The sequence below is a fragment of the Citrobacter sp. Cf125 genome (assembly GCF_030333935.1).
Classification (GTDB): Bacteria; Pseudomonadota; Gammaproteobacteria; order Enterobacterales; family Enterobacteriaceae; genus Citrobacter; species Citrobacter freundii.
This window is the reverse complement of record NZ_JAOWEY010000022.1, coordinates 1052153-1076639: the sequence shown is the minus strand read 5'-3', so window position 1 is coordinate 1076639 and position 24487 is coordinate 1052153. Positions and strand designations below refer to the sequence as shown.

At 47.7% G+C, this 24487-nt stretch carries 22 protein-coding genes and 1 tRNA gene; 10 read left to right on the top strand and 13 right to left on the bottom strand.

Annotation, left to right across the window (positions count from 1 at the left end; all coding sequences use genetic code 11):
- Positions 1 to 3: 3 nt before the first annotated feature.
- The 3 genes from OGV89_RS09395 to hdeA form a co-directional block, all read right to left on the bottom strand.
- Positions 4 to 1263 (bottom strand): ammonium transporter, encoded by a 1260-nt coding sequence (locus OGV89_RS09395; RefSeq protein WP_003845046.1) that lies wholly within the window; start codon positions 1261 to 1263, stop codon positions 4 to 6.
- A gap of 95 nt (positions 1264 to 1358) precedes the next feature.
- Entirely contained in the window at positions 1359 to 1649 is a 291-nt protein-coding gene (gene hdeB, locus OGV89_RS09390) for an acid-activated periplasmic chaperone HdeB (protein WP_003845047.1), read from the bottom strand.
- Positions 1650 to 1758: 109 nt separating this feature from the next.
- Positions 1759 to 2073 carry an acid-activated periplasmic chaperone HdeA gene (gene hdeA / locus OGV89_RS09385; RefSeq protein ID WP_003845048.1) on the bottom strand — a complete coding sequence of 105 codons (315 nt, stop codon included), beginning with the start codon at positions 2071 to 2073 and terminating at the stop codon, positions 1759 to 1761.
- Positions 2074 to 2335: 262 nt separating this feature from the next.
- Here hdeA and OGV89_RS09380 point away from each other — a divergent pair, with 262 nt between their 5' ends.
- On the top strand, positions 2336 to 2905 hold the full coding sequence (locus tag OGV89_RS09380) for an HdeD family acid-resistance protein (protein WP_003845049.1): 570 nt from the start codon (positions 2336 to 2338) through the stop codon (positions 2903 to 2905).
- Between the two features lie 215 nt (positions 2906 to 3120).
- On the opposite strand, the gene OGV89_RS09375 is transcribed toward OGV89_RS09380, so the two are convergent.
- From OGV89_RS09375 to OGV89_RS09350, 6 genes are all read right to left on the bottom strand, one after another.
- Complete coding sequence (locus OGV89_RS09375; protein WP_003845050.1) at positions 3121 to 6240, bottom strand: efflux RND transporter permease subunit; 3120 nt, start codon at positions 6238 to 6240, stop codon at positions 3121 to 3123.
- Between the two features lie 24 nt (positions 6241 to 6264).
- Positions 6265 to 7419: an efflux RND transporter periplasmic adaptor subunit gene (locus OGV89_RS09370; RefSeq protein ID WP_080975634.1), complete on the bottom strand. Its 1155-nt coding sequence runs from the start codon at positions 7417 to 7419 to the stop codon at positions 6265 to 6267.
- A gap of 36 nt (positions 7420 to 7455) precedes the next feature.
- On the bottom strand, positions 7456 to 7845 hold the full coding sequence (gene crcB / locus OGV89_RS09365) for a fluoride efflux transporter CrcB (protein WP_003845052.1): 390 nt from the start codon (positions 7843 to 7845) through the stop codon (positions 7456 to 7458).
- Between the two features lie 47 nt (positions 7846 to 7892).
- Positions 7893 to 8423, bottom strand: a complete 531-nt coding sequence (locus tag OGV89_RS09360; protein ID WP_003845053.1) for a helix-turn-helix transcriptional regulator — start codon at positions 8421 to 8423, stop codon at positions 7893 to 7895.
- Positions 8424 to 8953: 530 nt separating this feature from the next.
- Entirely contained in the window at positions 8954 to 9547 is a 594-nt protein-coding gene (locus OGV89_RS09355) for a Slp family lipoprotein (protein ID WP_003845054.1), read from the bottom strand.
- A 123-nt stretch (positions 9548 to 9670) separates the two neighbouring features.
- On the bottom strand, positions 9671 to 9925 hold the full coding sequence (locus OGV89_RS09350) for a YdgH/BhsA/McbA family protein (protein WP_003845055.1): 255 nt from the start codon (positions 9923 to 9925) through the stop codon (positions 9671 to 9673).
- A gap of 519 nt (positions 9926 to 10444) precedes the next feature.
- Here OGV89_RS09350 and OGV89_RS09345 point away from each other — a divergent pair.
- Both OGV89_RS09345 and OGV89_RS09340 read left to right on the top strand, forming a co-directional pair.
- Positions 10445 to 12343 (top strand): methyl-accepting chemotaxis protein, encoded by a 1899-nt coding sequence (locus tag OGV89_RS09345; RefSeq protein ID WP_200003025.1) that lies wholly within the window; start codon positions 10445 to 10447, stop codon positions 12341 to 12343.
- Positions 12344 to 12517: 174 nt separating this feature from the next.
- Positions 12518 to 13147 carry an ECs1377 family protein gene (locus OGV89_RS09340; RefSeq protein ID WP_003839291.1) on the top strand — a complete coding sequence of 210 codons (630 nt, stop codon included), beginning with the start codon at positions 12518 to 12520 and terminating at the stop codon, positions 13145 to 13147.
- A 23-nt stretch (positions 13148 to 13170) separates the two neighbouring features.
- On the opposite strand, the gene OGV89_RS09335 is transcribed toward OGV89_RS09340, so the two are convergent.
- A tRNA-Arg gene (locus tag OGV89_RS09335) sits at positions 13171 to 13245 on the bottom strand.
- Positions 13246 to 13320: 75 nt separating this feature from the next.
- The gene (locus OGV89_RS09330; RefSeq protein ID WP_003845057.1) at positions 13321 to 14262 is read right to left on the bottom strand and encodes a formate/nitrite transporter family protein; all 942 of its coding nucleotides are present in this window, start codon (positions 14260 to 14262) and stop codon (positions 13321 to 13323) included.
- Positions 14263 to 14550: 288 nt separating this feature from the next.
- Here OGV89_RS09330 and mlaA point away from each other — a divergent pair, with 288 nt between their 5' ends.
- A complete protein-coding gene (gene mlaA, locus OGV89_RS09325; protein ID WP_003028190.1) occupies positions 14551 to 15306 on the top strand; it encodes a phospholipid-binding lipoprotein MlaA in 756 nt (251 codons plus the stop codon).
- A 59-nt stretch (positions 15307 to 15365) separates the two neighbouring features.
- Here mlaA and fadL read toward each other — a convergent pair whose 3' ends face one another.
- Positions 15366 to 16646: a long-chain fatty acid transporter FadL gene (gene fadL / locus OGV89_RS09320; RefSeq protein WP_003845058.1), complete on the bottom strand. Its 1281-nt coding sequence runs from the start codon at positions 16644 to 16646 to the stop codon at positions 15366 to 15368.
- A gap of 371 nt (positions 16647 to 17017) precedes the next feature.
- On the opposite strand from fadL, the gene OGV89_RS09315 reads away from it, so the two are divergent.
- The 4 genes from OGV89_RS09315 to sixA all read left to right on the top strand — a co-directional run bounded on the left by OGV89_RS09315 (position 17018) and on the right by sixA (position 21631).
- The gene (locus tag OGV89_RS09315) at positions 17018 to 17302 is read left to right on the top strand and encodes a YfcZ/YiiS family protein (protein WP_003834838.1); all 285 of its coding nucleotides are present in this window, start codon (positions 17018 to 17020) and stop codon (positions 17300 to 17302) included.
- Between the two features lie 177 nt (positions 17303 to 17479).
- Positions 17480 to 18790: an acetyl-CoA C-acyltransferase FadI gene (gene fadI / locus OGV89_RS09310; RefSeq protein ID WP_003845061.1), complete on the top strand. Its 1311-nt coding sequence runs from the start codon at positions 17480 to 17482 to the stop codon at positions 18788 to 18790.
- Entirely contained in the window at positions 18790 to 20937 is a 2148-nt protein-coding gene (gene fadJ, locus OGV89_RS09305) for a fatty acid oxidation complex subunit alpha FadJ (protein ID WP_003845062.1), read from the top strand. Before fadI ends, fadJ begins: the two co-directional genes overlap by 1 nt.
- Positions 20938 to 21145: 208 nt before the next feature.
- The gene (sixA, locus tag OGV89_RS09300; protein ID WP_003028179.1) at positions 21146 to 21631 is read left to right on the top strand and encodes a phosphohistidine phosphatase SixA; all 486 of its coding nucleotides are present in this window, start codon (positions 21146 to 21148) and stop codon (positions 21629 to 21631) included.
- 80 nt (positions 21632 to 21711) lie between these two features.
- Here sixA and smrB read toward each other — a convergent pair whose 3' ends face one another.
- Entirely contained in the window at positions 21712 to 22263 is a 552-nt protein-coding gene (gene smrB, locus OGV89_RS09295) for an endonuclease SmrB (protein ID WP_003839296.1), read from the bottom strand.
- Between the two features lie 166 nt (positions 22264 to 22429).
- On the opposite strand from smrB, the gene prmB reads away from it, so the two are divergent.
- Both prmB and aroC read left to right on the top strand, forming a co-directional pair.
- Complete coding sequence (gene prmB, locus OGV89_RS09290) at positions 22430 to 23362, top strand: 50S ribosomal protein L3 N(5)-glutamine methyltransferase (RefSeq protein WP_003028173.1); 933 nt, start codon at positions 22430 to 22432, stop codon at positions 23360 to 23362.
- 39 nt (positions 23363 to 23401) lie between these two features.
- Entirely contained in the window at positions 23402 to 24487 is a 1086-nt protein-coding gene (aroC, locus tag OGV89_RS09285) for a chorismate synthase (protein ID WP_003028170.1), read from the top strand.

Genomic DNA, 24487 nt, shown 5'->3' with positions numbered 1-24487 from the left:
AAATTACTCCTTACCTGAAAGGGTATAGGCATCTTCGCCAAACGCTGAATAATCAGGAGATTGGCGGGCGTCATTGGTCGAAATTCGCACTGGGGTGAATTTGTTAATTATCCACAGAATTAGAAGAGTAAAGATAAAAGACCATATGCTGGTAATAAGCACAGCGGCGAGTTGCTTTGCAACTTGCAAAATGCCACCACCTTCCAGCAAACCTGAAGGTCCTTTGCTATTCCATGCCTGAGATGCGAAAACACCAAGCAGGATTGAGCCTGTAATTCCTCCCATACCATGTACGCCAAAAACGTCCAGTGCATCATCAACATACTTTTTAACGAACAGTGCGCAGTAGTAGCAGACAAAACCGGCAATAATGCCAATTAATGCGGCAGATTGAATTGAAACATACCCCGCAGCAGGGGTTATGGTGGCAAGGCCTGCGACAGCTCCTGTCAGAAAGCCAACAAACTTTGGTTTACCGGTATGCATTTTCTCAATGAGTAGCCATGTCGCACCGGCAAAAGCAGCTGCAATGTCGGTGGTGACAAATGCAGAAACAGTAATTGTGTTAACCTGTAATTCAGAGCCTGCGTTAAACCCATACCAGCCAAACCACAGTAATCCCGCCCCCAGAGCAATATAAGGAATGTTGTGGCTACCATCGGGTTGAATGACTCGACGCCCGACGTATAAAGCGGAAGCAAGCGCAGCGAATCCTGCTGTCGCGTGGACAACAATACCACCGGCAAAATCAACTACTCCCCATTTAGCCATCACGCCCTGCGGGCTCCAGACCATATGCACAAACGGGCAGTAAACGAATAATGTCCAAAGGGTAATAAAAATCAGGTACGCCTTGAATTTTACCCGTCCGACAAAAGCGCCAGTAATAAGGGCCGGAGTGATAATGGCGAACATCATCTGGTAGACGAAATGTACCAGGATTGGGATCCCTGCCTCATTGCCGGTGAATAGCGTGTTCGCATTGATATTTTGTAAAAACGCATAATGAAGCGGATTGCCAATAATGCCATTGAGGCTGGGACCGAAGGCCAGGGAATAACCCACAGCAAACCATAATATGGCTACCCAGCTCATAGAGACAAAACTCTGAAACATAATGGTGAGTATGCCTTTACGCTGGACTAACCCCCCGTAAAAAAAAGCGAGTCCCGGTGTCATTAACATGACCAGACTGGTGCATAACAGCATAAATGCTGTATTCGCTGGATCCAGTATTTGAAATTGTACAGGTAATATTCCCATATACCCTGTGCCCCTTGCTTAAGGTTTATAAAAAGATGTAACTTGGCTATTTTCCATACGAAAGATAAATTACTACTTAATTTATTAATGGATAATTACTTGTCTTTGAATGAATATAATTTTGATTGTGGGTTGCGTTTACAATATTCAATGACTTGCGGGATGCTGGTAAGGTCTGTTTCATTCAGAGAAACAGAATCACCACCCTTATAAACCGTTTCTTCATTGAGCATCCACCATGCAACTGGAAGCATGGCCTTAGGATTCAGATTGATAAACTCCTGACAGGTCATTTTATCAGGACTGTTGTCTGCCGCATGCGTAACAGGGACGTTTAGCATAAATAAGGATAACAGGGGAGTAAGTGTGATAAGTACGCGTTTCATATATAACCTCATAGTGTCTTTAGTACAATTAATTTACTGAAGCGGGAACTGTTGGGGTACAGTTCTCGCTTCAGTGATATCAATAAAAAAATTACTGGTGTTGGTTTAATTACAGATCTTTTTTGATTTTGTCCCACTCACTGTCAGCTTTTTTCTTAAAATTGGCTTTTTTATCCTGCATACATGCCTGCACCAGTGCAGGGGTCACTGTTTCAATCCCTTTAACATCCAGTACCGCGTCTTCTGGTTTGTCCTTTTTATTCAACGCTTCGGCAAAGCCAACCACTGTGGGTTGGAATGTGGTATCTGTGGCAAGAAAATCTTCACACGTCCATTGACTGACGGGTTTGTGATTTTCTGCCGCCTGACCCAGAGCAGGGATCATGAGTAGGGAGCCAACGATCATGCTTAATGTTTTATTCATCTAACGTACCTCGTGTATCAATTAATATCTATGGGTGAAAAGTCTGATTGCGACATTAAATATATATCCTGGAACAGCGTGGATGTCATATTTTGAATTGAATGGGGTTTTTAATATGTCCAATATTCTCTTTTGTTATTAGATAGTTGTAAGGCGTTTAAGAAGAAATCATCGGACTATATTATTAATGACGTAGTATTTATTGATGATATTTAGAATAAATTAATGTTGTCAGTAGTACTCTGACTAACAGGAGAAGCAAATGTTAAATGTAACACGAGATATTCTATCTAAGCTTGACGATGATGTGCTGGTCAAACAGCGGCGGTTTCTTAAGTTCTTGGCATGCCTGATGTTCTTGGGTGGGGTGCTTTTTATCCTTTTCCCTTATGTGTCTGGAGGCGTGCTCAGTATCATTGTCGGTGGGATTTTGATGTGCAGTGGTGTAGCGTTAGCAGTGGGTATGTTTAAAAACAGGGTGCATAATTTTTGGCCAGTTGTTTCTGGGGTAGTCGTCAGTATTGCATATTTTTTGATGGGGTATTTTTTTATTACTGCACCTGAATTGGGTGTTTTTGCTATCGCAACTTTTTTGGCATGTCTATTTTGTTTAGGTGGAATTATCCGACTGACTAACTTTTTTAAGCACAGAAAAGAGAAAAAGGTATGGTTACAGGGTGTTATAGGTATATTGGATCTCTTTATTGCATGGTGTTTTATTACTGCCACTCCGCAGGCATCAATTTATATGGTGTCAATGGTGACGGGAATTGAGCTTATGCTGAGTGGTATTAGTTGCGCATATATTGCTAATCAGTTTCGTAAAACCTGAAACTAAGTAGTTAGTTGTTACTATTATCTGGCCCCGATAGCGGAGTCATTACATTAAAAAAACTGCCCTTGCGGGCAGTTAAAATCGAAAGCATACCAAATGTTTTCTCAGGGGATCAGTCTGCACTGATACCGATATTATCGTAAACACTCTTACGATATGTTGCAAAACCTCCAGTACGTATTATTTAATAAATAAATCCTAACTAACATTGTTTATTTTCTTATCACTATTTTTGTAAAAAAACGATGTACAACAATAAAAAATACGGGAACAAAGAATATCGCCAGGACCGTTGCGGCAATCATTCCGCCCATCACGCCTGTGCCTACTGCGTTTTGTGCACCTGAACCCGCGCCGTTGCTAATGACTAATGGAAGCACACCAAGAATGAATGCCAAAGAGGTCATCAGAATCGGTCTTAAGCGCATTCTGGCTGCGTCTAATGTCGCTTCAATATCGCTTTTACCCTGTTTTTGCATAATTTCAACGGCAAATTCTACAATCAAAATCGCGTTTTTAGCCGATAATCCAATTGTTGTCAGTAGACCAACCTGAAAGTAGACATCGTTGGATAACCCACGCAACCAGGTCGCTGATAAGGCGCCAACTACGCCAAGTGGAACAACCAGCATTACGGCAAAGGGAATTGACCAGCTTTCATAGAGTGCTGCCAGACACAGAAAAACAACGATGATTGAAATAAGGTACAGCATAGGGGCCTGGTCTGTGGATAAACGCTCCTGATACGACATTCCTGTCCAGTCATATCCGATGCCAGCAGGCAGTTTTTCGATGAGTGAGACCATAAATGCCATTGCATCTCCGGTGCTTTTTCCCGGTGCGGCTTCGCCAAGAATCTCCATTGAAGGAGAGCCGTTATAGCGTTCAAGACGCGGTGAACCATAAGTCCAATCTGTATAGGCAAATGCGCTAAACGGTACCATGTCCCCAGAAGCGTTACGGACATACCAGCTATCAATACTTTCCGGAAGCATGCGATAAGGAATGGCTGCCTGTACGAAGACCTTTTTGACGCGTCCATTATCCAGGAAGTCATTAACGTAGCTGCTACCAAACGCGGTTGAGATCGTCTGATTTATATCGTTGAGAGATACGCCCATAGATTCTGCTTTTGCCGCATTGACATGCACCCGAAACATGGGCGTATCTTCCAGTCCATTGGGGCGAACGCCGACCACCTGTTCGGGATGCTGTTTTGCCATTCCGAGGAGCTGATTTCTTGCCTGAGTGAGCTTTTGGTGACCCAGATTGGCTTTATCTATAAGTTCCAGATCAAAACCTGAGGCCGTGCCAAGTTCCGGGACGGCGGGTAAATTGAAGGGATAAACAATAGCCTGATTTATTGTAGCCAGACCTCTGGTGGCACGTTGAATGATCGCATTAATACCATCGGCACTTGCCGTGCGTTCAGACCAGGGTTTCAGGCTTACAAAGGCCAACCCGTTGTTCTGACCTTGCCCGCTAAATCCAAAACCGCTGACAGTAAAAACTGATTCCACATTACTTTTTTCTTGCGTCAGGTAATAGTGGCTGACGTCTTCAAGTACTTTATTAGTTTTCACCAGCGTAGCACCCGGTGGCAACTGGGCCATGGTCAGCAAAACGCCCTGATCCTCCTCAGGTAAAAATGAGGTCGGAATGCGTAGAAACAGTAGCACCATGGCAATAATGATCAGCAAATACAGAATCATATATCGAGAAGTGACTCGCAGAATCTTGCGCGTACTGTCGCTGTAATGCTGGGTAAAACGCTCAAAGTGCTGGTTAAACAGTGTGAAAAAACGAGGTGCAGAATGGGAGGTATCATGATGCGCTGGTTTGAGCAGCGTGGCACATAATGCGGGCGTTAACGATAATGCGGTTAATAAAGAAAGCGCCATGGCGGCGACAATCGTTACCGAGAATTGCCGGTATATCTCTCCGGTTGAACCGCCGAGTAACGCCATCGGTACAAATACAGCCGACAGGACCAGTACAATTCCTACCAGCGCCCCCTGTATTTGTGACATCGATTTATGCGTAGCCTCTTTGGGGGAAAGGTGTTCCTCTGCAATCACGCGCTCAACATTTTCCACCACCACAATAGCATCATCAACGAGCAGACCAATGGCCAGGACAAGGCCAAACATTGTCAGAGTATTGATGGTAAAGCCAGCAACGGAGAGAACGGCAAATGTGCCTAATATGACAACCGGGACTGCTATTGTTGGAATAAGTGTTGCCCGAAAATTTTGTAAGAATAAATACATAACAATGAAAACTAAAACAATGGCCTCAACCAGCGTTTTAACGACTTCTTGTATGGATATCTTAATGAAGGGCGTGGTGTCATAGGGATAGACGGTTTTGAGACCTGGCGGGAACCAGGGCGAAAGTCGGGCTATTTCTTCTTTGACTAACTTTGCGGTATCCAGGGCATTGGCACCTGTGGCCAACTTAATCGCAATCCCTGCTGCAGGGTTCCCGTTGTATTTTGCTACAGTGCCATAACTTTCAGCACCCAGTTCAATGTGAGCAACGTCGTTCAATGTAACGTGTGAGCCATCTTGTTGAACTTTCAGTAGAATATTTCCAAACTCCTGTGTGTTTTGTAATCGGGTCTGGACGATAATTGAAGCATTCAACTGCTGGTTATTTGCCTGAGGTGCACCACCTAACTGTCCTCCCGATATTTGATTATTCTGTATTTTGACTTTCTGAATAACATCCTGAGGGACAAGCTGATATTGGTTGAGTTTGACCGGATCAAGCCAAATTCGCATGGCATGCTGTGAACCAAATAGTTGAATGCTGCCCACCCCTGCGATTCTGCTAAGCGGATCTTTGATATTGGACGCAACATAGTCGGCAATATCGTACTGGTTAAGCGCCCCATCCTCTGAAATAAATGCGGCAACCAGTAAAATATTGCTGCTGGCTTTATCAACACTAATACCTTGCTGTTGTACTTGCTGCGGTAATGACGGCATCGCCAACTGTAATTTATTCTGCACCTGTACCTGAGCGATATCCGGGTTGGTCCCCGACTCGAACGTGAGGGTCAGGGCGGCATTGCCAGAGGCGTCGCTGGTTGAGGACATATACATTAATCCATCCAGACCATTCATATTCTGTTCAATAATCTGCGTCACCGAGTTTTGTACAGTCTGTGCATCGGCTCCTGGGTATGATGCGCTGATAGTTACCGCCGGTGGGGCAATGTTGGGGTATTGAGCAATGGGCAACTGAGTAATAGCAATGACGCCGCTTAGCATCATGATAATAGCAAGAACCCAGGCGAAGACCGGGCGCTCAATAAAAAAATTAGCCATAGAAAAAACTCCTGTTACCCGGCCTTACTGAGGTAAAGGGGGATTTGAATCTAAAGGGGAGGGGAGAGCATGAGCTTTAATGCCAGGCCGAATCTGTTGGAGCCCAGAAATAATGACCCTATCGCCAGGGTGCAAACCGGAAGTCACCAGCCACTTATCTCCTATTGCTTTAGTGGCAATAATTTCGCGCGACTGGACAATGTTTTCCGGATCAAGAATAAGCGTTGTTGCTTTGCCGCTGGCATTGCGAGTTACCGCTTCTTGTGGAACCAACAATACATTGCGCTGGATACCCTCACTGAGCACGGCAGTGACGTACATGCCAGGTAATAGCGTGTTATCTGGATTAGGAAAAATTGCTCTGAGCGTAACAGACCCCGTTGTTTCATCCACTGTGAGGTCGGAAAACTGCAATTTCCCTGTGTGAGCATATTGCTTACCGTTATCAAACTCTAATATGGCCGTTGCCTGGCCCTGGCTTTGCTCTATTATGCCTTGCTCCATGTCTGTTTTTAGCCGGAGAAAATCATTGGCGGACTGGGTAACATCCACGTATATAGGATCAAGACGTTGAACTGTGACCAGTGCTTGCCCCTGATTGGCGGTGACAAGTGCGCCGATGGTGACAGTTGACTTGCCGCTTAATCCACTCAGCGGCGAGGTGACGCTGGCATAGTTCAGGTTGATTCTGGCACTTTCAACCGCCGCTTTCGCCACTTGCAGGTTTGCCTGCGCTTCCTTCGCGTTAGTCTGGGCCTCGTCGTAGTCTTGTTGGCTGACATAATGTGATTTAAGCAATGACGTAAAACGATTCAACGTTAAGCGGCTGTTATCTGCTGCTGATTGAGCCTTGGCCAGACTTCCCTTCGCCCGATCCAGTTCTACCAGTAAAGGGGCAGGGTCAATCTGGTACAGCGGTTCTCCGGCATTAACCGTGCTGCCTTCTTTAAACTGACGGCTGAGAATAATCCCCCCAACCTGCGGGCGTATCTCAGCAACTTCATAAGGTACAATTCGCCCGGGTAATTTACTGGTGATATTCACGGATTCTTCTTTAAGCGTAATAATACCGACATCCGGTATCACGGTATGTGGTGGGGCATTCTTACTATCATCACACCCCACAACGAATAGAATATTAACCAGGCCAATTACCGCAAATTTTCTTTTTATCTGCATTATATCCCTCACATATACGTTACGAAGGTTTACGGTTCATCGGTACCAATAGGTAATAAATGACGCAATTAAGAAGCCGGTATACACGGCGAGTAAGGAGAACAGCACGTGAACCGCGATTTCAGTACCGGCCCAAATGTAATCTTCGTTTTGCAAATGCGAAAATACCTCCTCTGAAAAAGTAGAAAATGTCGATAAACCACCACATAGCCCTGTGGTGACCATCAGCTTCACTGCCGGAGAAAATGATGTTAGTCGGGTAAAAAAAACTGTAGCAAATCCAATAATGAATCCGGCAATTATATTTGCAACGAGCGTTCCGGGGGGTAATAAAGGGAATAGTGCATTCAATCGCTGGGAAATTCCCCAACGTAAAGCACTACCGACACCACCACCAACCATAATGGCAATTAAAGATGCGAGCATAAAACCTTCTTTTCTAATGGATGTTTTGAATGTCAATCACTTGTATGCTAAAAATAAGGTGATATCTTCAAGGTAACAAGATCGCTTATTCTTCTAAGTTTTAGCTTGAGCATGATATTAAATTTTTGAATGCGCATTGTTTGCTCTGAAATGTTCAGGGACTGCGTAATTTCATGTATGTTATGTTGGTTAATTATGGAGTTGACAAGTTTAAGTTGGTTGTGCGAGAGTGCCACGTTAGGTTTTTGATATGAAATTTTTTCATCTATGATGAGGGAGAGTAAATTTAATATCTGCTCTTTTCTGCTTACGAACAGTAAAGGCGACTGGCTTTTTAATTTGCTAATGTGAAAGGGGGCCAGGATGATGATCCTTTCAACATTGATGTCATTGAGTAGCTTGACCGTAATTTCATCAATAATATTATTATGATAAGTGTCAATAATGATTTTTACATTGTGATCAAGATCATTAAAGTTAATGTCTGAAAGTTGATTGATTTTGATGGTTTTTTCCTTTTCCTGTAGGTTAAAAACACCCTGGAAAAGGAAAAAATCCTTTGTGATAATGAAAATCATAAAAATGCTCCTTTGGTGCAGATGTCTAGTTATAATGTTTGTAGAAAACAGAGTTTTAACATTGGTGATCGAGTTTGATATGTAGGGGTAATTATCCCGTGTTATGCTTAGATAATAATATAAACATAATCTATTTTTATAATTTATCCAGAGATGTACCTATATAATAATCCTAAGTAAAATTCTTAATCCTGCAAAATATATGGTTTTTTGTTTTTAGTATAAGAATAATCCTGGTATTACAAATACTCCTTAGGTATTACTATGAGATATTATGTTTTATCTTATCCAGGATTAATTTATATAAGAGTAACTTGTTGTGTATCTGCCAGAGTATTAGGATTACTATGTCACTTGTATTGGTGACAAACTCGAGACTCCTTTACAGACTTTTGCTGGCGATGGATTCGCCAGCTTTTTTTATTCATCTTTAACAAGATAATTAACGGATGATTACTGATAATGCCCGGAAACGTGGGCCATCCAGGCATTGAATGGAGACGAGGTTATGAAGGGGGAGGTACCGAAACTTAAGGAGATAGCGTCTTTTCCACTTGCAGCGGCGGATCGTACCATCCCCAGCCAGGATACATCATACCATTCCAGTCGGCAGGCCAAACGGGTCCAATACCGTAATCAAAACCCGGTGCTGGCATAATACGTGTTTCTTCCTGCCATACCTGATACCCAAGAATATTCATTGTAACAAATGGGTAACTGGAATTACCGACCCGACCAGAACGGCTCCCGGTCAGGTTACCCAAAACGGTAACGTAGTGATTGCGGAAATTAACAGGGTCGAGAAAAGTTGAACTCCGGGCTAATAATCGTCCTTGATATGGTGTCCCGATTTCTGGTTTCGCATTATAATTAAGCGGTAGTACCGCTATTTCGAGCAACGTTTCATGCGGTTGGTTAACGACATTGATAACCAGTCCACCCAGTCGCGCTTGCTGTCCTACATAGAGATTGGGAGTTTGCTTCAGTTTTAGAAAATCTTTCTGCAGGTCTGGTTGGCCATTACCTTTAATTGATGAAGGAATGGAGGCACAACCTGATAGCAAGAGTGTCATCGCGGAGAAGGCGATATACGTCAGTTTTCCAGAGATATAAATTCTGGGCATATTATCTCCTTAAATATATTCAACGAAAAACAATAATTACATGCAATTACTTGACTCTCCTGTTTAGGGAGGGTCAAGTAATCATGGCGGTGCAGATTGGTAATGATTTATTTCTATTATGGTTTATTTATAAATATCAGCATTGATCGTTTTGTGTTCCGATTGCCCTTCAATTGAGGTAATTACATAGTATTTGCCACCCTTTTCATCCACCTTTTTGCTGAGCCCGTCATCTGTCATTGTAAAGCCGTCTTCAGTTACGCTAAGTTCTCCTATTTTTGTATATTTGCTGGCTTGCTCTGGTGAGATTTGTTCAGCGGCATATGCTGAAAATGCTAATGTTGAACCTAACAATGCAATAATACTGATTTTTTTCATAAGTTTATTCTCTTATAGATTAGTGATAAGCAATAATTATGTTAGATAACTTATTTTTTAATTCAATATAAATGTTGTTCGGATTTACCAGTAGTAATTCATTATGCTAATAATTATTTGATTTGAATGTGTTTTTCTCTAGTTGAATATTTAATATAATAATCTTAATGCAGAATGATAATAGCACTTTGCAAAGTGTATTGTGTATTGCATCAATTAAATTACTGCTCTTTTGATCATTGGTTAAGGGAACACGAGATAAACCGGATATCTGTGCCTGTATCGAACGGATAAACGCGCAACAAGAATAAAATAATAATCTATATTATTCAGAAAGATGAAATATAAGTTTGAATTACTGTGGTTGGGCAAACATTAATTCTGAGTAATATAGCCCAATAGAGGTATGTTGGTGAATATTAGGCCTAAAAACAATCACTTGTCTCATGGGGGATTTTAAAGAGAGGCTGTTTGATGCCGATAACCATGGTGAAAATATGGTTAATGGAGGGAAGTGGCATGTGGTGGGTTTATCGAATGCCGATGAAAATGAAGTTAATAATCGCGCTACAACCACTATTACTGGCGTTGTGTTGGTTTGCAGGTTCAGGAATATTGACGCGTATTGAGACAGAACGGCAGATGGAGAATATTGCCCAACTGACAGCGCTCGCACGCAGTGCTGGAAATGTGGTGCATGAACTGCAAAAAGAACGGGGAATGAGTGTCGGATTTCTGGGGGCTGCAGGGACTACGTTCAAAGATGAGTTAAACGCACAGCGGGCTTTGACCGATCGCGAGATCGAGGTATTCGTGCGCTCGTTGTCCGATACTGCATTACCGGAAGGGGATGTTGCTACCTCTGTCGCTGCGTTTAAGAAAAACATTCTTTCGCTCGCCACCATCCGGGAAAATGTCACGCAGTTGGGGCTTCCAGCCGCAGATGTGGTTAAGTTTTACACCAACGTCATTGCTGATGTGCTGAGTTTTGTCGGTAAGTTGGGGCAGTTGACGGATTCTGGCGAAATGGCAAACGCATTCGCCGCCTACTACAATCTGCTGAATTTGAAAGAACAAGCGGGTATTGAACGGGCACTGTTATCAAATATCTTTTCCTCCGGTCATTTCGCCGACGGACAGTTACATCAGCTCAGTGATGTCGTCAGTAAACAGAACGTCTGGCTGGCACAATCGTTGCGGCTGAGCTCGCCTGAACAGGCGGCCATGTTGAAAAATCGCTTACAATCTGCAGAAGCGTCAAAAGCCCTCTCATTTCGTGAAACCGCGTTTAATCATGTCGAGAACGGTGGATTTGGTGTCGATCCTACTACCTGGTTCAAAGTACAAACTCAGCGTATTGAAGTGATGCGGCAGATAGAAAATGTGACGGCGAATCTTCTGTTGGCGAATGCAGAAAAACTCGCGCAGGATGCACGAAAAAACTGGCAAATATATATGGTCGTCAGCTTGTTAGCGCTACTGGCATCATTGACCTTCGCTGGAGCCATCGCAATCAATATGCATCGCCAATTCAGCGACACGCTGCGCAAGATTGCGGGGATGAATGGCGATCTGACTCAACGTCTGGCGACGCCGGGTAAAGATGAGCTTTCCTCACTTAATCGTGCCTATAACACGATGCTGGAAAGTATTCAGCATATCGTACAGGAGATTAAACAAGGCGCCGTGGTTTTGTCCGATGCCAGCAGCAGTATTACGGTGGGAAATCAGGATTTGGCTCAACGTACAGATGAACAGGCTGCATCAATAGTACAAGCCGTGGCCAGTATGGAGCAGCTATCAACTGCGATTACGCAAACAGCGGATAATGCCCGCGAAGCGGAGCATCTGACAATCAGGCTGGAAAAAGAGGTCCGACAGGCCAGTAACGTTGCCAGTGCGGCGAACCAGAGTATGGGGGATATTCGCGCTTCCAGTGAGAAAATATCGAATATTGTGACCTCAATTGATGATATCTCGTTTCAGACTAACTTACTGGCGCTGAATGCGGCAGTGGAAGCTGCGCGGGCAGGAGAGATGGGCAGGGGGTTTGCGGTTGTGGCCAGTGAAGTGCGGAATCTTTCGCAGCGTTGCGCCAAAGAAGCTAACCAGATCCGCGAGCTGGTTGCGCAGAACATGGTTAAAATTAGTGAGGGCGTTGAGTGGGTCACGGCATCAGCTACCGCGCTGGAAGCGGCAGCGGACAATACCACCAGTATGAAGCAATATATTGCGGATATCGCGCGCGTGGCGACGGAACAGTCGCAAGGGGTAACCCAGATAAACCAGGCTCTGCGACCGATGGAGCAGGTTACGCAGCAAAATGCGGCGCTGGTTTCTCAGGCCGCGAGCGACAGCCAGCGGCTGGACAATCTGTCGGTCACCATGAAGGGGTTGGTCAATCGTTTTGTTGTCTGACATGACGCCGCTGTACCGATCCGGTAAACGCGCCGGATCGGTCAGTTGTCGTCATCTTAGTGTGATGGTATGAAGCAAATATTGGGCGGGTTAAGCAAAGATTCCTGACATAGCAATCTTGTCGCTGGTAAAGTGAACAACCGATACCGAGATGTGGCCAGAAGGGAATTCCGTGTGACTGAACGTATTGATTATGAGACTGAAAAATACAGCTTTACTGAGGCGACTGAGAGTTCCCGCCTTACCGGCCAGTGGGCTGATGTTATTACTGAATGTCGCGAATTGAAGGCGGGACCGCAAGAGCGTCTGCGTATTGCTTTATTGAATGTGGACTACGTGACCAGTTTTGAGTTGCCTTTCCGCCTGTTATTACTCCGTACCCCGCAACTGATTGCCAGCGTGCGTGAAGAGCTGCAGCTTAGTCAGAAAAACGTCATCTTTAACGGCAAACGCTTTGGCTGTGTTTACAGCCTGAAAGCGAGTCTCGGTGGGATACCGGATGAATTTCAGTACCGCCTGTCGCATCGAATCCGGCGCATTAGTCCTGCAGGTTCAAGCGAAGCGCCATATCAGCAGATTGCTAAAACAGTAAAAGCACCACGCGAACGTCTGAAGCTGGCACTTGAATCGGGCCTTGATGTCACTGCGCTGGATGGGCTTTTCTGGTTTGGCAGCCAGCGTATTGCCGCTGATGTGTTGAGGCTGAGAAAAGCAGGGATGCGGATAGCTACCAAGCAGACAATGGTGTCCGACAATCTTACTGCAACAGTGAGGAATGTGCCGTTTTATCGCCTGGCTAATTAATGGATGAACATGAGAAGTATATATGGTGTCCCCTGCAGGAATCGAACCTGCAACTAGCCCTTAGGAGGGGCTCGTTATATCCATTTAACTAAGGGGACGAAGCGGCACGAGTATAGCGTTTTTTACTCACAACGGTAAGTCTCAGGCCGCCCGACTGCTCAAACAGTCACCATTCAGGCCTGTTTTTTCTGGTTTTTCTGCGTTTGCTCATCACGCTTTGCTTGTAACCGGGCTTCTTCCTTGCGTTTGTTGCTCATATCATTGCGGATCTGCGCATGGCTCATCAGCGCGAAAATAAACGTTCCGCCACAGATATTCCCGGCGAGCGTTGGTAGCGCAAAGGGCCAGAAAAAATCACTCCAGTGCAGCGTGCCATTAAAGACCAGATAGAGAATTTCCACCGAGCCAACGACGATATGCGTGGTATCGCCTAACGCAATCAGCCAGGTCATCAGAATAATGACCACAATTTTTGCCGCTCCGGCGGCGGGGAACATCCACACCATCGTGGCAATTAACCAGCCAGAAATGATGGCGTTGGAAAACATCTCCACAGGAGAGTTTTTCATCACATCCATGCCAATTTTGACGAAAGCATCGCGGGTCTCTTCATCAAAAATCGGCATATGTTCAAACGCCCATGCTGCAACCCCGGTGCCAATAATATTACCCAGTAGTACCACGCTCCACAGGCGCATCAACAGGCCAAAATTGCCGAGGGTAGGGTTTTGCATCACCGGCAGTACGGCGGTGACGGTATTTTCGGTAAAGAGTTGTTGGCGGGCCATAATGACAATAATAAAGCCGAAGGTATAACCGAGGTTCTCGAGTAAAAATCCCCCTGGCACACTTTCCAGCTGTACGTGAAAAATCCCTTTAGCCAGTAGCGAGGCGCCCATCGACAGTCCGGCTGCGATGGCTGACCACAGCAGGGCCATTGCGTCACGCTCCATCTCTTTCTCCCCATCCTGGCGAATATGTTCATGGATCGCCATGGCGCGGGAGGGGAGTCTGTCCTCATCAAGCTCTATCTTTTTCCCTGTTAGTTTTTCATCGCTTTCCACTTCGAGTTCGTCGCTGTGTCGATCAATCTTATCTTTCTTGATGTCATTCATGGCCGAATCCTGAATAAGCACGTATTGCTAAAGCGTAGCGGCTTTTGTCTGAAAATCAGCGGGAGAAAGTCTGAGATAGCAAAAATGGTAACGTTTGTTTTTATCGGGTTAGTTAGAATAGAACCGCCGCGGAGTGCGTATTACCAGGCTATGATCAAATCAGTAAGACAGGGTATATAGACATCATTTGACGTGCTGTTACAATCGCTCACATCTAAACAGGCGGATACGTCATCGTTCCGTCATGGATGGCAATCAGCGATAGCCATAAAACACAGGGAGATACTTATGAAGCTTCGCCTGTCGGCGCTTGCGCTGGGAACCACACTTTTGGTGGGGTGTGCGAGCTCCGGTACTGAACAGCAGGGGCGTTCGGACCCATTTGAAGGGTTCAACCGTACCATGTACAACTTCAACTTTAACGTGTTGGATCCCTATGTTGTTCGACCGGTAGCAGTGGCCTGGCGTGATTATGTTCCGCAGCCGGCGCGTAATGGTTTAAGCAACTTTACGGGGAACCTTGAAGAACCGGCCGTCATGGTCAACTATTTCCTGCAAGGCGATCCTTATCAGGGGATGGTGCACTTTACCCGTTTCTTCCTGAATACCCTGTTAGGTATGGGCGGCTTTATCGATGTGGCAGGTATGGCTAATCCGAAGTTGCAGCGCGTTGAACCACACCGCTTTGGCAGTACGTTAGGCCACTATGACGTGGGTTACGGGCCGTATATGCAGCTTCCGTTCTACGGTAGTTTCACACTGCGTGATGACGGCGGCGATATGGTCGATACCCTGTATCCGGTACTGTCCTGGCTGACCTGGCCGTTGTCGATAGGCAAATGGACGGTTGAAGGGATTGAAACTCGCGCGCAATTGCTCGACTCTGACGGTCTGCTGCGTCAGTCTTCCGATCCTTACATTATGGTGCGTGAAGCTTACTTCCAGCGTCATGACTTTATTGCGAACGGTGGGAAACTCAAACCAGAAGAAAACCCGAACGCGAAAGACATTCAGGACGATTTAAAAGAGATCGATTCTGAGTAAGGAATTGGGCAAATAAAAAGGTGAGCTAAAAAGCTCACCTTTTTTACGTCTGAAGAAAATCAGAATGCGTAGTTGAAGTTTGTACCAAACAGCCAGGCTTTACCTTCAGAGTCGAAAGTATACGGGCCTTCTTTAACGGTCACTTTCTGGCCGTGCATATAAGAAACGCCGACGTCAATGGATGCGTCATCATTGAATGCGTAAGTCGTACCCGCACTCAGCCACAGACGATCCTGGTCCGGAATGGAGATGGAACGCTTGCTTGCTGGAACCGGGCTATCGTCATAAGCAATACCGGTACGGAACGTCCAGCTTTTATCCATATAGTAAGTTGTACCCAATGCAATGCGGTAAGAATCTTTGAAGCCTTCTTCTTTATAGAACAGTGTCTGTCCATTGGAACCTGTGGCTTTCAGCTCCTGGAACTGACTCCAGCTGGTATAGGCCATGCTGTAGTGGATAGCCCACTGTGGTGCAATACGGTTATAACCTGACAATTCCCACATTTCAGGCAGGTTAAGTGTCAGAGAACCCGGGACGGTGGCATTGGTCGTTCCCCATGGGAATGTAGTGCCAGCGCCAGGTATGGCGTTCGCCTGGGTACGGATGCCACTCTTATAATCGCCATCAAAATCAATTTTAACTTCGGAACGGTACGTTAAACCATAACGGTTATTTTTATCCAGTTCGTACAAAATCCCGGCGTTCCAGCCGTAGCCCCATTCGTCCCCTTTCAGGCTGGCAATTTTGTTGCTGACCTTCGGTAATGCAGCCGTTTGCTCACCAGAATAACGTTCAATTTTTGCATCAGCATAAACGGCGTTAAAACCGAGACCGAAGCTCCAGCTATCATTCAGACGGTAGGCGCCGCTCAGGTTAAGGTTGACCGTTTTAAGGTCGGTCTTACCGCCGTATTCACCAACGATGTAGCTGTCGTTAAATTCGGTAGCCAGACCATAGTTTGAGGTAACGGAAGCACCCCAACCAAACTGTTCGTTGATAGGCATCACGAAGTGAGCATTGGGAACCCACGCCGTAGGCGCGATGTTGTCCGCATCAGTGCTGCGTCCGGTGTATGGCGATTTACCGGAAATATTAACGTCTGGATCGATATACACCGCACCTGCTGAGAAAGTAGGGCGATCGAACATCATAATCAGTGCCGGGTTACGACTGGCGTTTCCTGCATCATCCGCAATTGCGCCTTCACCCGAATATGCCCGGCCAAGGCCAGAGGAAGAAAATTCGTTTAACTGAAAGCCTGCAGACCAGGCCTGTGTGGAGATAATTGCCACTGCGACTGCGAGAGCAGACTTTGTAAACAGGGTTTTCTGGCTCATGACCATAACCTCATAGATTTATTTTTATACAAACAATGTTACATACCGTAACAGGAGCGCGAAGTGTAGGGTCTGAGGTACGACTTAGAAATCAGACCAGTGGCGTGAGTATAGGTCGGACCAGCTGGAATGTTGCAAGTATGTTTATAAATATTTTCAAATTTGATCAGAGAAACGCGATCCAGCTGGCAAAATTGCGGAGGTGCGCACTCACCTGTTTGGGCGATTTTTGTTTTAGATCATTTTTAAGTGTGATTTCGGTCACTTATCGCATTTCGTACAATTAACGACTGGAGAGGCGAATAATGGGAGCGTAAAATATCCCCATCGTTTATCTGGCACCTCAGGTGCGAATACAGAGGAAATCTACAATGAGTAAATGCAGTGCTGATGAAACCCCGGTTTGCTGCTGTATGGATGTTGGCACCATCATGGACAACTCCGATTGCACCGCGTCCTACAGCCGTGTGTTCGCGAATCGCGCAGAGGCAGAAGAAACACTGGCCGCTCTGACTGAAAAGGCACGTGGCGTGGAATCTGAGCCTTGCCAAATCACTTCGACCTTTACTGAAGAGTCAGAAGGTGTGCGTCTGGATATCGACTTTGTTTTTGCCTGTGAAGCTGAAACGCTGATTTTCCAGCTGGGCCTGCGTTAATCCCCCTCTGCAAAAGCCCTTGCTATCTGATAGCAAGGGCTTTTTCGTAACTGTCAGTGATTATTCACTGTGTCTTAGCTCCCACTTTCTTTTCTCCCCGCTTGGCTAAATGTAAAAAATTGGTTAAGACTATGATCAGGTCAGACCACTTATTTTATTTTTTTACAGGGGAGTGTTATGAGTCAGGCTTTACCGCTGGTTACCCGCCAGGGCGACCGTATTGCCATTGTAAGTGGATTGCGTACGCCATTTGCTCGTCAGGCTACCGCGTTTCATGGCATTCCCGCCGTTGATTTAGGAAAGATGGTCGTCGGTGAGCTGCTGGCGCGCAGCGAAATTCCTGCCGATGTGATCGAGCAACTGGTTTTTGGCCAGGTGGTGCAAATGCCTGAAGCACCAAATATTGCTCGTGAAATTGTGCTGGGAACCGGCATGAATGTACATACCGATGCATACAGCGTGAGCAGGGCCTGCGCGACCAGTTTCCAGGCGGTGGCGAATGTCGCGGAAAGCCTGATGGCGGGGTCTATTCGTGCTGGAATTGCGGGTGGTGCGGACTCCTCGTCAGTCTTGCCTATTGGCGTTAGTAAAAAGCTGGCGCGGGTGCTGGTGGATGTCAATAAGGCCCGGACAACCGGTCAACGTCTTAAACTCTTTTCCCGATTGCGCTTACGTGACCTGATGCCTGTGCCGCCAGCCGTCGCCGAGTATTCTACCGGTTTGCGTATGGGGGATACGGCTGAGCAAATGGCCAAAACCTATGGTATTACCCGAGAGCAGCAGGATGCTCTGGCGCACCGCTCTCATCAGCGTGCCGCTCAGGCATGGGCTGAAGGAAAGCTGACAGATGAGGTAATGACTACCTACGCGCCACCGTTTAAAGATCCTTTTTCAGAAGATAACAACATTCGCGGTAACTCTACGCTGGCCGATTACGCCAAACTACGTCCGGCGTTTGACCGCAAGCACGGCACCGTCACCGCGGCAAACAGTACCCCGCTAACGGACGGCGCAGCCGCCGTGATCATGATGACAGAGTCGCGTGCGAAAGAGTTGGGGCTGGTGCCGCTGGGGTACTTGCGTAGTTTTGCTTTTACCGCCATCGATGTCTGGCAGGACATGCTGCTGGGACCGGCGTGGTCAACACCGCTTGCCCTGGAGAGAGCCGGTCTGACGATGGCAGATTTAACCCTGATCGATATGCATGAAGCCTTTGCCGCGCAAACGCTGGCGAATCTTCAGCTGTTGGGTAGCGAACGTTTTGCCCGCGACGTGCTGGGCAGGGGGCATGCCACTGGCGAGGTTGATGACAGTAAATTTAACGTGCTGGGCGGATCGATTGCCTATGGACACCCCTTTGCTGCCACCGGTGCGCGCATGATCACTCAAACCCTCCATGAGCTGCGTCGTCGTGGCGGCGGTTTTGGTTTAGTGACAGCCTGTGCAGCTGGTGGTCTGGGTGCGGCAATGGTTCTGGAGGCGGAATAATGGAAATGACATCGGCTTTTACACTAAACGTACGTCTGGATAACGTTGCTGTTGTCACCATTGATGTGCCCGGAGAGAAAATGAACACCCTGAAAGCAGAGTTTGCTTCTCAGGTGCGGGCCATTCTGAAACAAATCCGCGATAACAAAGCATTGCGTGGTGTGGTGTTTATTTCGGCTAAACCCGATAACTTCATTGCCGGGGCGGATATCAACATGATTGGTAGCTGTCGCAGCGCGCAGGAAGCCGAAACGCTGGCCCGTCAGGGGCAGCAGATGATGGCTGAAATTAATGCTTTACCGATCCCGGTTATCGCCGCGATTCATGGTGCATGCCTCGGCGGTGGCCTGGAGATGGCGCTGGCGTGCCACAACCGTATTTGTACCGATGATGCTAAAACCGTACTGGGTTTACCTGAAGTACAACTTGGCTTGTTGCCCGGCTCCGGTGGTACGCAGCGGCTGCCGCGCCTGATTGGCGTCAGTGCCGCACTGGATATGATCCTCACCGGAAAACAATTACGCGCAAAACAGGCGCTGAAAGTTGGTTTAGTGGATGAAGTTGTACCGCATTCCATTTTGCTGGAAGCGGCCGTTGAACTGGCTAAAAAGGACAGTTCTGCGCAACGAACACTGCCCGTAAGAGAGCGAGTGTTGGCGGGGCCGCTGGGGCGGGCGCTGTTGTTCCGCATGGCCAGTAAAAAGACGGCGCAAAAAACGCAAGGTAACTACCCTGCAACAGAACGTATCCTTGAGGTCATCGAAACCGGGCTAGCACAAGGCAGCAGTAGTGGTTACGACGCAGAGGCCCGCGCGTTTGGTGAGCTGGCGATGACATCCCAGTCTCAGGCGCTACGGCACATCTTTTTTGCCAACACCGACGTGAAAAAGGATCCGGGAAGTGATGCGAAACCTGGCCCGCTAAACAGTGTAGGTGTTTTGGGCGGCGGTCTGATGGGCGGCGGTATTGCCTACGTGACGGCCTGTAAAGGCGGCTTGCCTGTGCGCATCAAAGATATAAATGCTAAGGGAATCAATCATGCGCTGAAGTATAGCTGGGATCAGCTTGAAACGAAGGTTCGCCGCCGTCATATCAAAGCCAGCGAACGCGATAAACAACTGGCGCTGATTTCGGGATCGATCGACTACCGTGGCTTTGCGCATCGCGATTTGATTATTGAAGCCGTGTTTGAAGATCTGTCGCTAAAACAACGGATGGTGGCAGAAGTTGAGCAAAATTGCGCACCTCATACCGTTTTTGCTTCTAATACCTCATCTTTGCCCATTGGCGATATTGCTGCGAATGCTACCAGGCCTGAACAAGTGATTGGTTTACACTTTTTTAGTCCGGTGGAAAAAATGCCGTTGGTCGAAGTGATCCCACATGCCACGACCTCCGAGCAGACGATTGCAACTACCGTTAAGTTAGCGAAAAAACAGGGCAAAACGCCGATAGTGGTCAGAGATAAGGCCGGCTTTTACGTTAACCGCATTTTAGCGCCTTATATTAACGAAGCGATTCGTATGTTGACCGAGGGCGAGCGGGTCGAAACCATAGACGCCGCGCTGGTTAAGTTTGGTTTTCCAGTTGGGCCAATCCAACTTTTGGATGAGGTCGGAATTGATACGGGCACTAAAATTATACCAGTGCTTGAGGCTGCATATGGAGAACGTTTTAGCGCGCCTGCAAATGTTGTTGCTTCAATTTTGAATGACGATCGCAAAGGTAGAAAAAATGGTCGGGGTTTCTATCTTTATGGTGTGAAAGGGCGTAAAAGCAAAAAACAGGTCGACCCTGCAATTTATACGCTTATTGGCGTTCAGGGTCAGGGCCGACTTACCGCTGCGCAGGTAGCAGAGCGGTGCGTCATGTTAATGCTCAATGAAGCTGCTCGTTGTTTCGACGAGAAGATAGTCCGTAGCGCACGTGATGGCGACATCGGCGCTGTATTTGGTATTGGTTTTCCGCCATTCCTCGGCGGCCCGTTCCGGTATATGGATTCACTCGGCGCGGGAGATGTGGTTGCGACTCTGCAACGGCTGACCACGCAATACGGCTCGCGGTTTGCGCCGTGTGAACAGTTATTGCAGATGGCGGCACACAGTGAAAAATTCTGGAATATTGGGGAAACTGACCTGAATTCATGAGGTCAAAGGTAGGATGAATCCGCACTGAATGTATGGCTCGCGCTCAAAATGTAAACAGAGATTGACTATACTTACGCCGTTGAGGTAAAAAACAGCGTTTCATTCGGTGAATGGATAAGGCACAATGCCGGCCACCATATCGTTAGCACAGCCAATAGGGGCTGTGAATAAAGGTATTGGTGATTCTGGTTAACAAAAGCGGTGCAATATGCAAGTTTTTATCATGCGTCACGGCGACGCGGCCCTCGATGCCGCCAGTGATTCGGTTCGTCCCTTAACCTCCTGTGGTTGTGACGAATCTCGCCTGATGGCGAACTGGCTGAAAGGTCAAAAAGTGGATATCGAACGTGTTCTGGTGAGCCCGTTCCTGCGAGCCGAACAAACGCTGGATGTGGTGGGGGAGTGTATGAACCTGCCAACCGGTGTGGATGTTTTGCCGGAGTTGACTCCTTGCGGCGATGTCGGTCTGGTCAGTGCCTATTTACAGGCTCTGGCCAATGAAGGTATCGCCACGGCACTGGTTATCTCTCACTTGCCTTTAGTGGGGTATCTGGTGTCTGAGCTTTGCCCAGGTGAAACACCGCCGATGTTTACCACATCAGCGATTGCCAGCGTAACGCTTGATGAGAGCGGAAAGGGGACTTTTAACTGGCAGATGAGCCCGTGTAACCTGAAAATGGCAAAAGCGATTTAAAAAGGTTGGTATCGGATAAGGCGCAGCCGTCATCCGAAAATGCAAAGAGCCGCAAACGCGGCTCTTTCTGTTTTTCTGCATCACGGAAGTTCGGGCGGTAGCCACTCTTCTACTTCAATTAGCACCAGCAGCGCGGCGTCGCCACCGTACTCTTTCGGTGCCTGATGAAAAGCCATCACATGCGGATGCTGGGCCAGCCAAAGCGGCGTTTGCTGTTTCAAAATATGTTTTCCGTGGCCATGCATCACGCAGGCGCAAAATACATGCTCACGACGACAGGCGGCAATCAGCGCGCCTAACTCTTGTTTGGCCTGCTGCTGGGTCAGCCCATGCAGATCGAGAAACAGCTCCGGAGAGTAATCGCCACGGCGCATTTTCTTCAGTTCGAAATGGCTGACGTCGGCACGCAAGTATCTTACCGGGCCGTCCGTATTCAGCAGCGGCTGAAACTCATCCGAGAAATAGTGGCTGGCATCAGCCTGCTCCTGTAGCAGTCTTTTAACCGGAACCTCGGCAATTTTTTTACGTGGAGGTCGGTGAACAATGGTGTCCTGTTTAATTTTACGCGTGCCGGTCATCAGCTGGCGAAACAGCGTCTGATCCTCCTCGCTGAGCGATGTTTTCTTTTTCATTCGAGAGTCTCAACTTTTATTTTCCATTAGTTTAACCCGACTCGGCGGGCATCCGATCGCTTAAAACGCAATTTTCGCGCTCAGGCCCTGTGTGAATGCTGATTTATCGCCGTCTTCGTGGCAAACTAGCCGCCGAAATTAATACGAGCATGCCCTGGAGGAATACGTGGATAAAATTTTCGTCGATGAAGCAGTGAGTGAACTGCATACCATTCAGGACATGTTGCGTTGGGCGGTCAGCCGTTTTAGCGCGGCGAACATCTGGTATGGCCATGGCACGGATAACCCATGGGACGAGGCCGTACAACTGGTGCTGCCGTCACTTTATTTGCCGTTGGATATTCCGGAAGACATGCGTACAGCGCGTCTGACCTCCAGCGAGCGTCATCGTATTGTTGAACGCGTGATTCGCCGCGTCAACGAGCGCATTCCGGTTGCTTATCTGACCAACAAAGCCTGGTTCTGCGGGCATGAGTTTTATGTTGATGAACGCGTGCTGGTTCCGCGTTCACCGATTGGCGAGCTTATCAATAACCGCTTTGCGGGCCTTATTAATGAGCAGCCGCAGCATATCCTCGATATGTGTACCGGCAGCGGTTGTATTGCCATTGCCTGCGCGTATGCCTTCCCGGAAGCCGAAGTTGATGCGGTGGATATCTCCACTGACGCGCTGGCGGTGACCGAACACAATATTGAAGAACACGGCCTGATCCATCACGTCACGCCGATCCGTTCCGATCTGTTCCGCGATCTGCTGAAAGTCCAGTATGACCTGATTGTGACCAACCCGCCGTATGTCGATGCGGAAGATATGTCCGATCTGCCAAACGAATATCGTCACGAACCTGAGCTGGGTCTGGCGTCCGGCAGTGATGGGCTGAAACTTACCCGCCGCATCCTGGGGAACGCCCCAGACTACCTGTCAGATAACGGTATTCTGATTTGTGAAGTCGGAAACAGCATGGTACATCTGATAGAGCAATATCCGGATGTACCGTTCACCTGGCTGGAGTTCGACAACGGCGGTGACGGCGTATTCATGCTGACCAAAGAGCAGTTAGTTGCTGCTCGTGAGCACTTCAGCATTTATAAAGACTAATTACACGCGCACATACACAACACTCATAACGGAGCCGTGATGGCAGGAAACACAATTGGGCAACTCTTTCGCGTAACCACTTTCGGCGAATCACACGGGCTGGCGCTCGGTTGTATTGTCGATGGTGTTCCGCCGGGCATTTCTCTGACAGAAGCTGACCTGCAGCACGATCTCGACAGACGGCGTCCAGGCACATCGCGCTACACTACGCAGCGTCGTGAGCCGGATCAGGTGAAAATCCTCTCCGGGGTGTTCGAGGGCGTTACCACTGGCACCAGCATTGGCCTGCTGATCGAAAATACCGATCAGCGTTCACAGGATTACGGCGCGATTAAGGACGTTTTTCGTCCAGGACACGCCGACTATACCTATGAGCAGAAATATGGCCTGCGCGACTACCGTGGTGGCGGACGTTCATCCGCACGTGAAACAGCGATGCGCGTGGCGGCCGGAGCGATTGCCAAAAAATATCTGGCGGAAAAGTTCGGCGTTGAGATTCGCGGTTGCCTGACGCAGATGGGTGATATTCCGCTGGAGATAAAAGACTGGTCCCAGGTGGAACTTAACCCGTTCTTTTGTCCGGACCCGGATAAACTCGAAGCGCTGGACGAACTGATGCGCGGGCTGAAGAAAGAGGGCGATTCCATCGGGGCGAAGGTGACCGTTGTTGCAAGCGGTGTGCCTGCGGGTCTTGGCGAACCTGTATTCGACCGCCTGGATGCCGACATCGCCCATGCGCTGATGAGCATTAACGCCGTTAAGGGCGTTGAGATTGGCGACGGATTTGACGTTGTTGCGCTGCGTGGCAGCCAGAACCGAGATGAAATCACCAAAGAAGGTTTCCAGAGTAACCATGCGGGCGGCATTCTGGGTGGGATCAGCAGCGGGCAACAAATCATTGCTCATATGGCGCTGAAACCGACGTCCAGTATTACCGTTCCAGGGCGCACCATTAACCGCTTTGGTGAAGAAGTCGAAATGATCACTAAAGGTCGTCACGATCCGTGCGTTGGGATCCGCGCCGTACCGATCGCCGAGGCGATGCTGGCGATCGTATTGATGGATCACCTGCTGCGTCAGCGGGCGCAAAATGCGGACGTGAAGACCGATATTCCACGCTGGTAA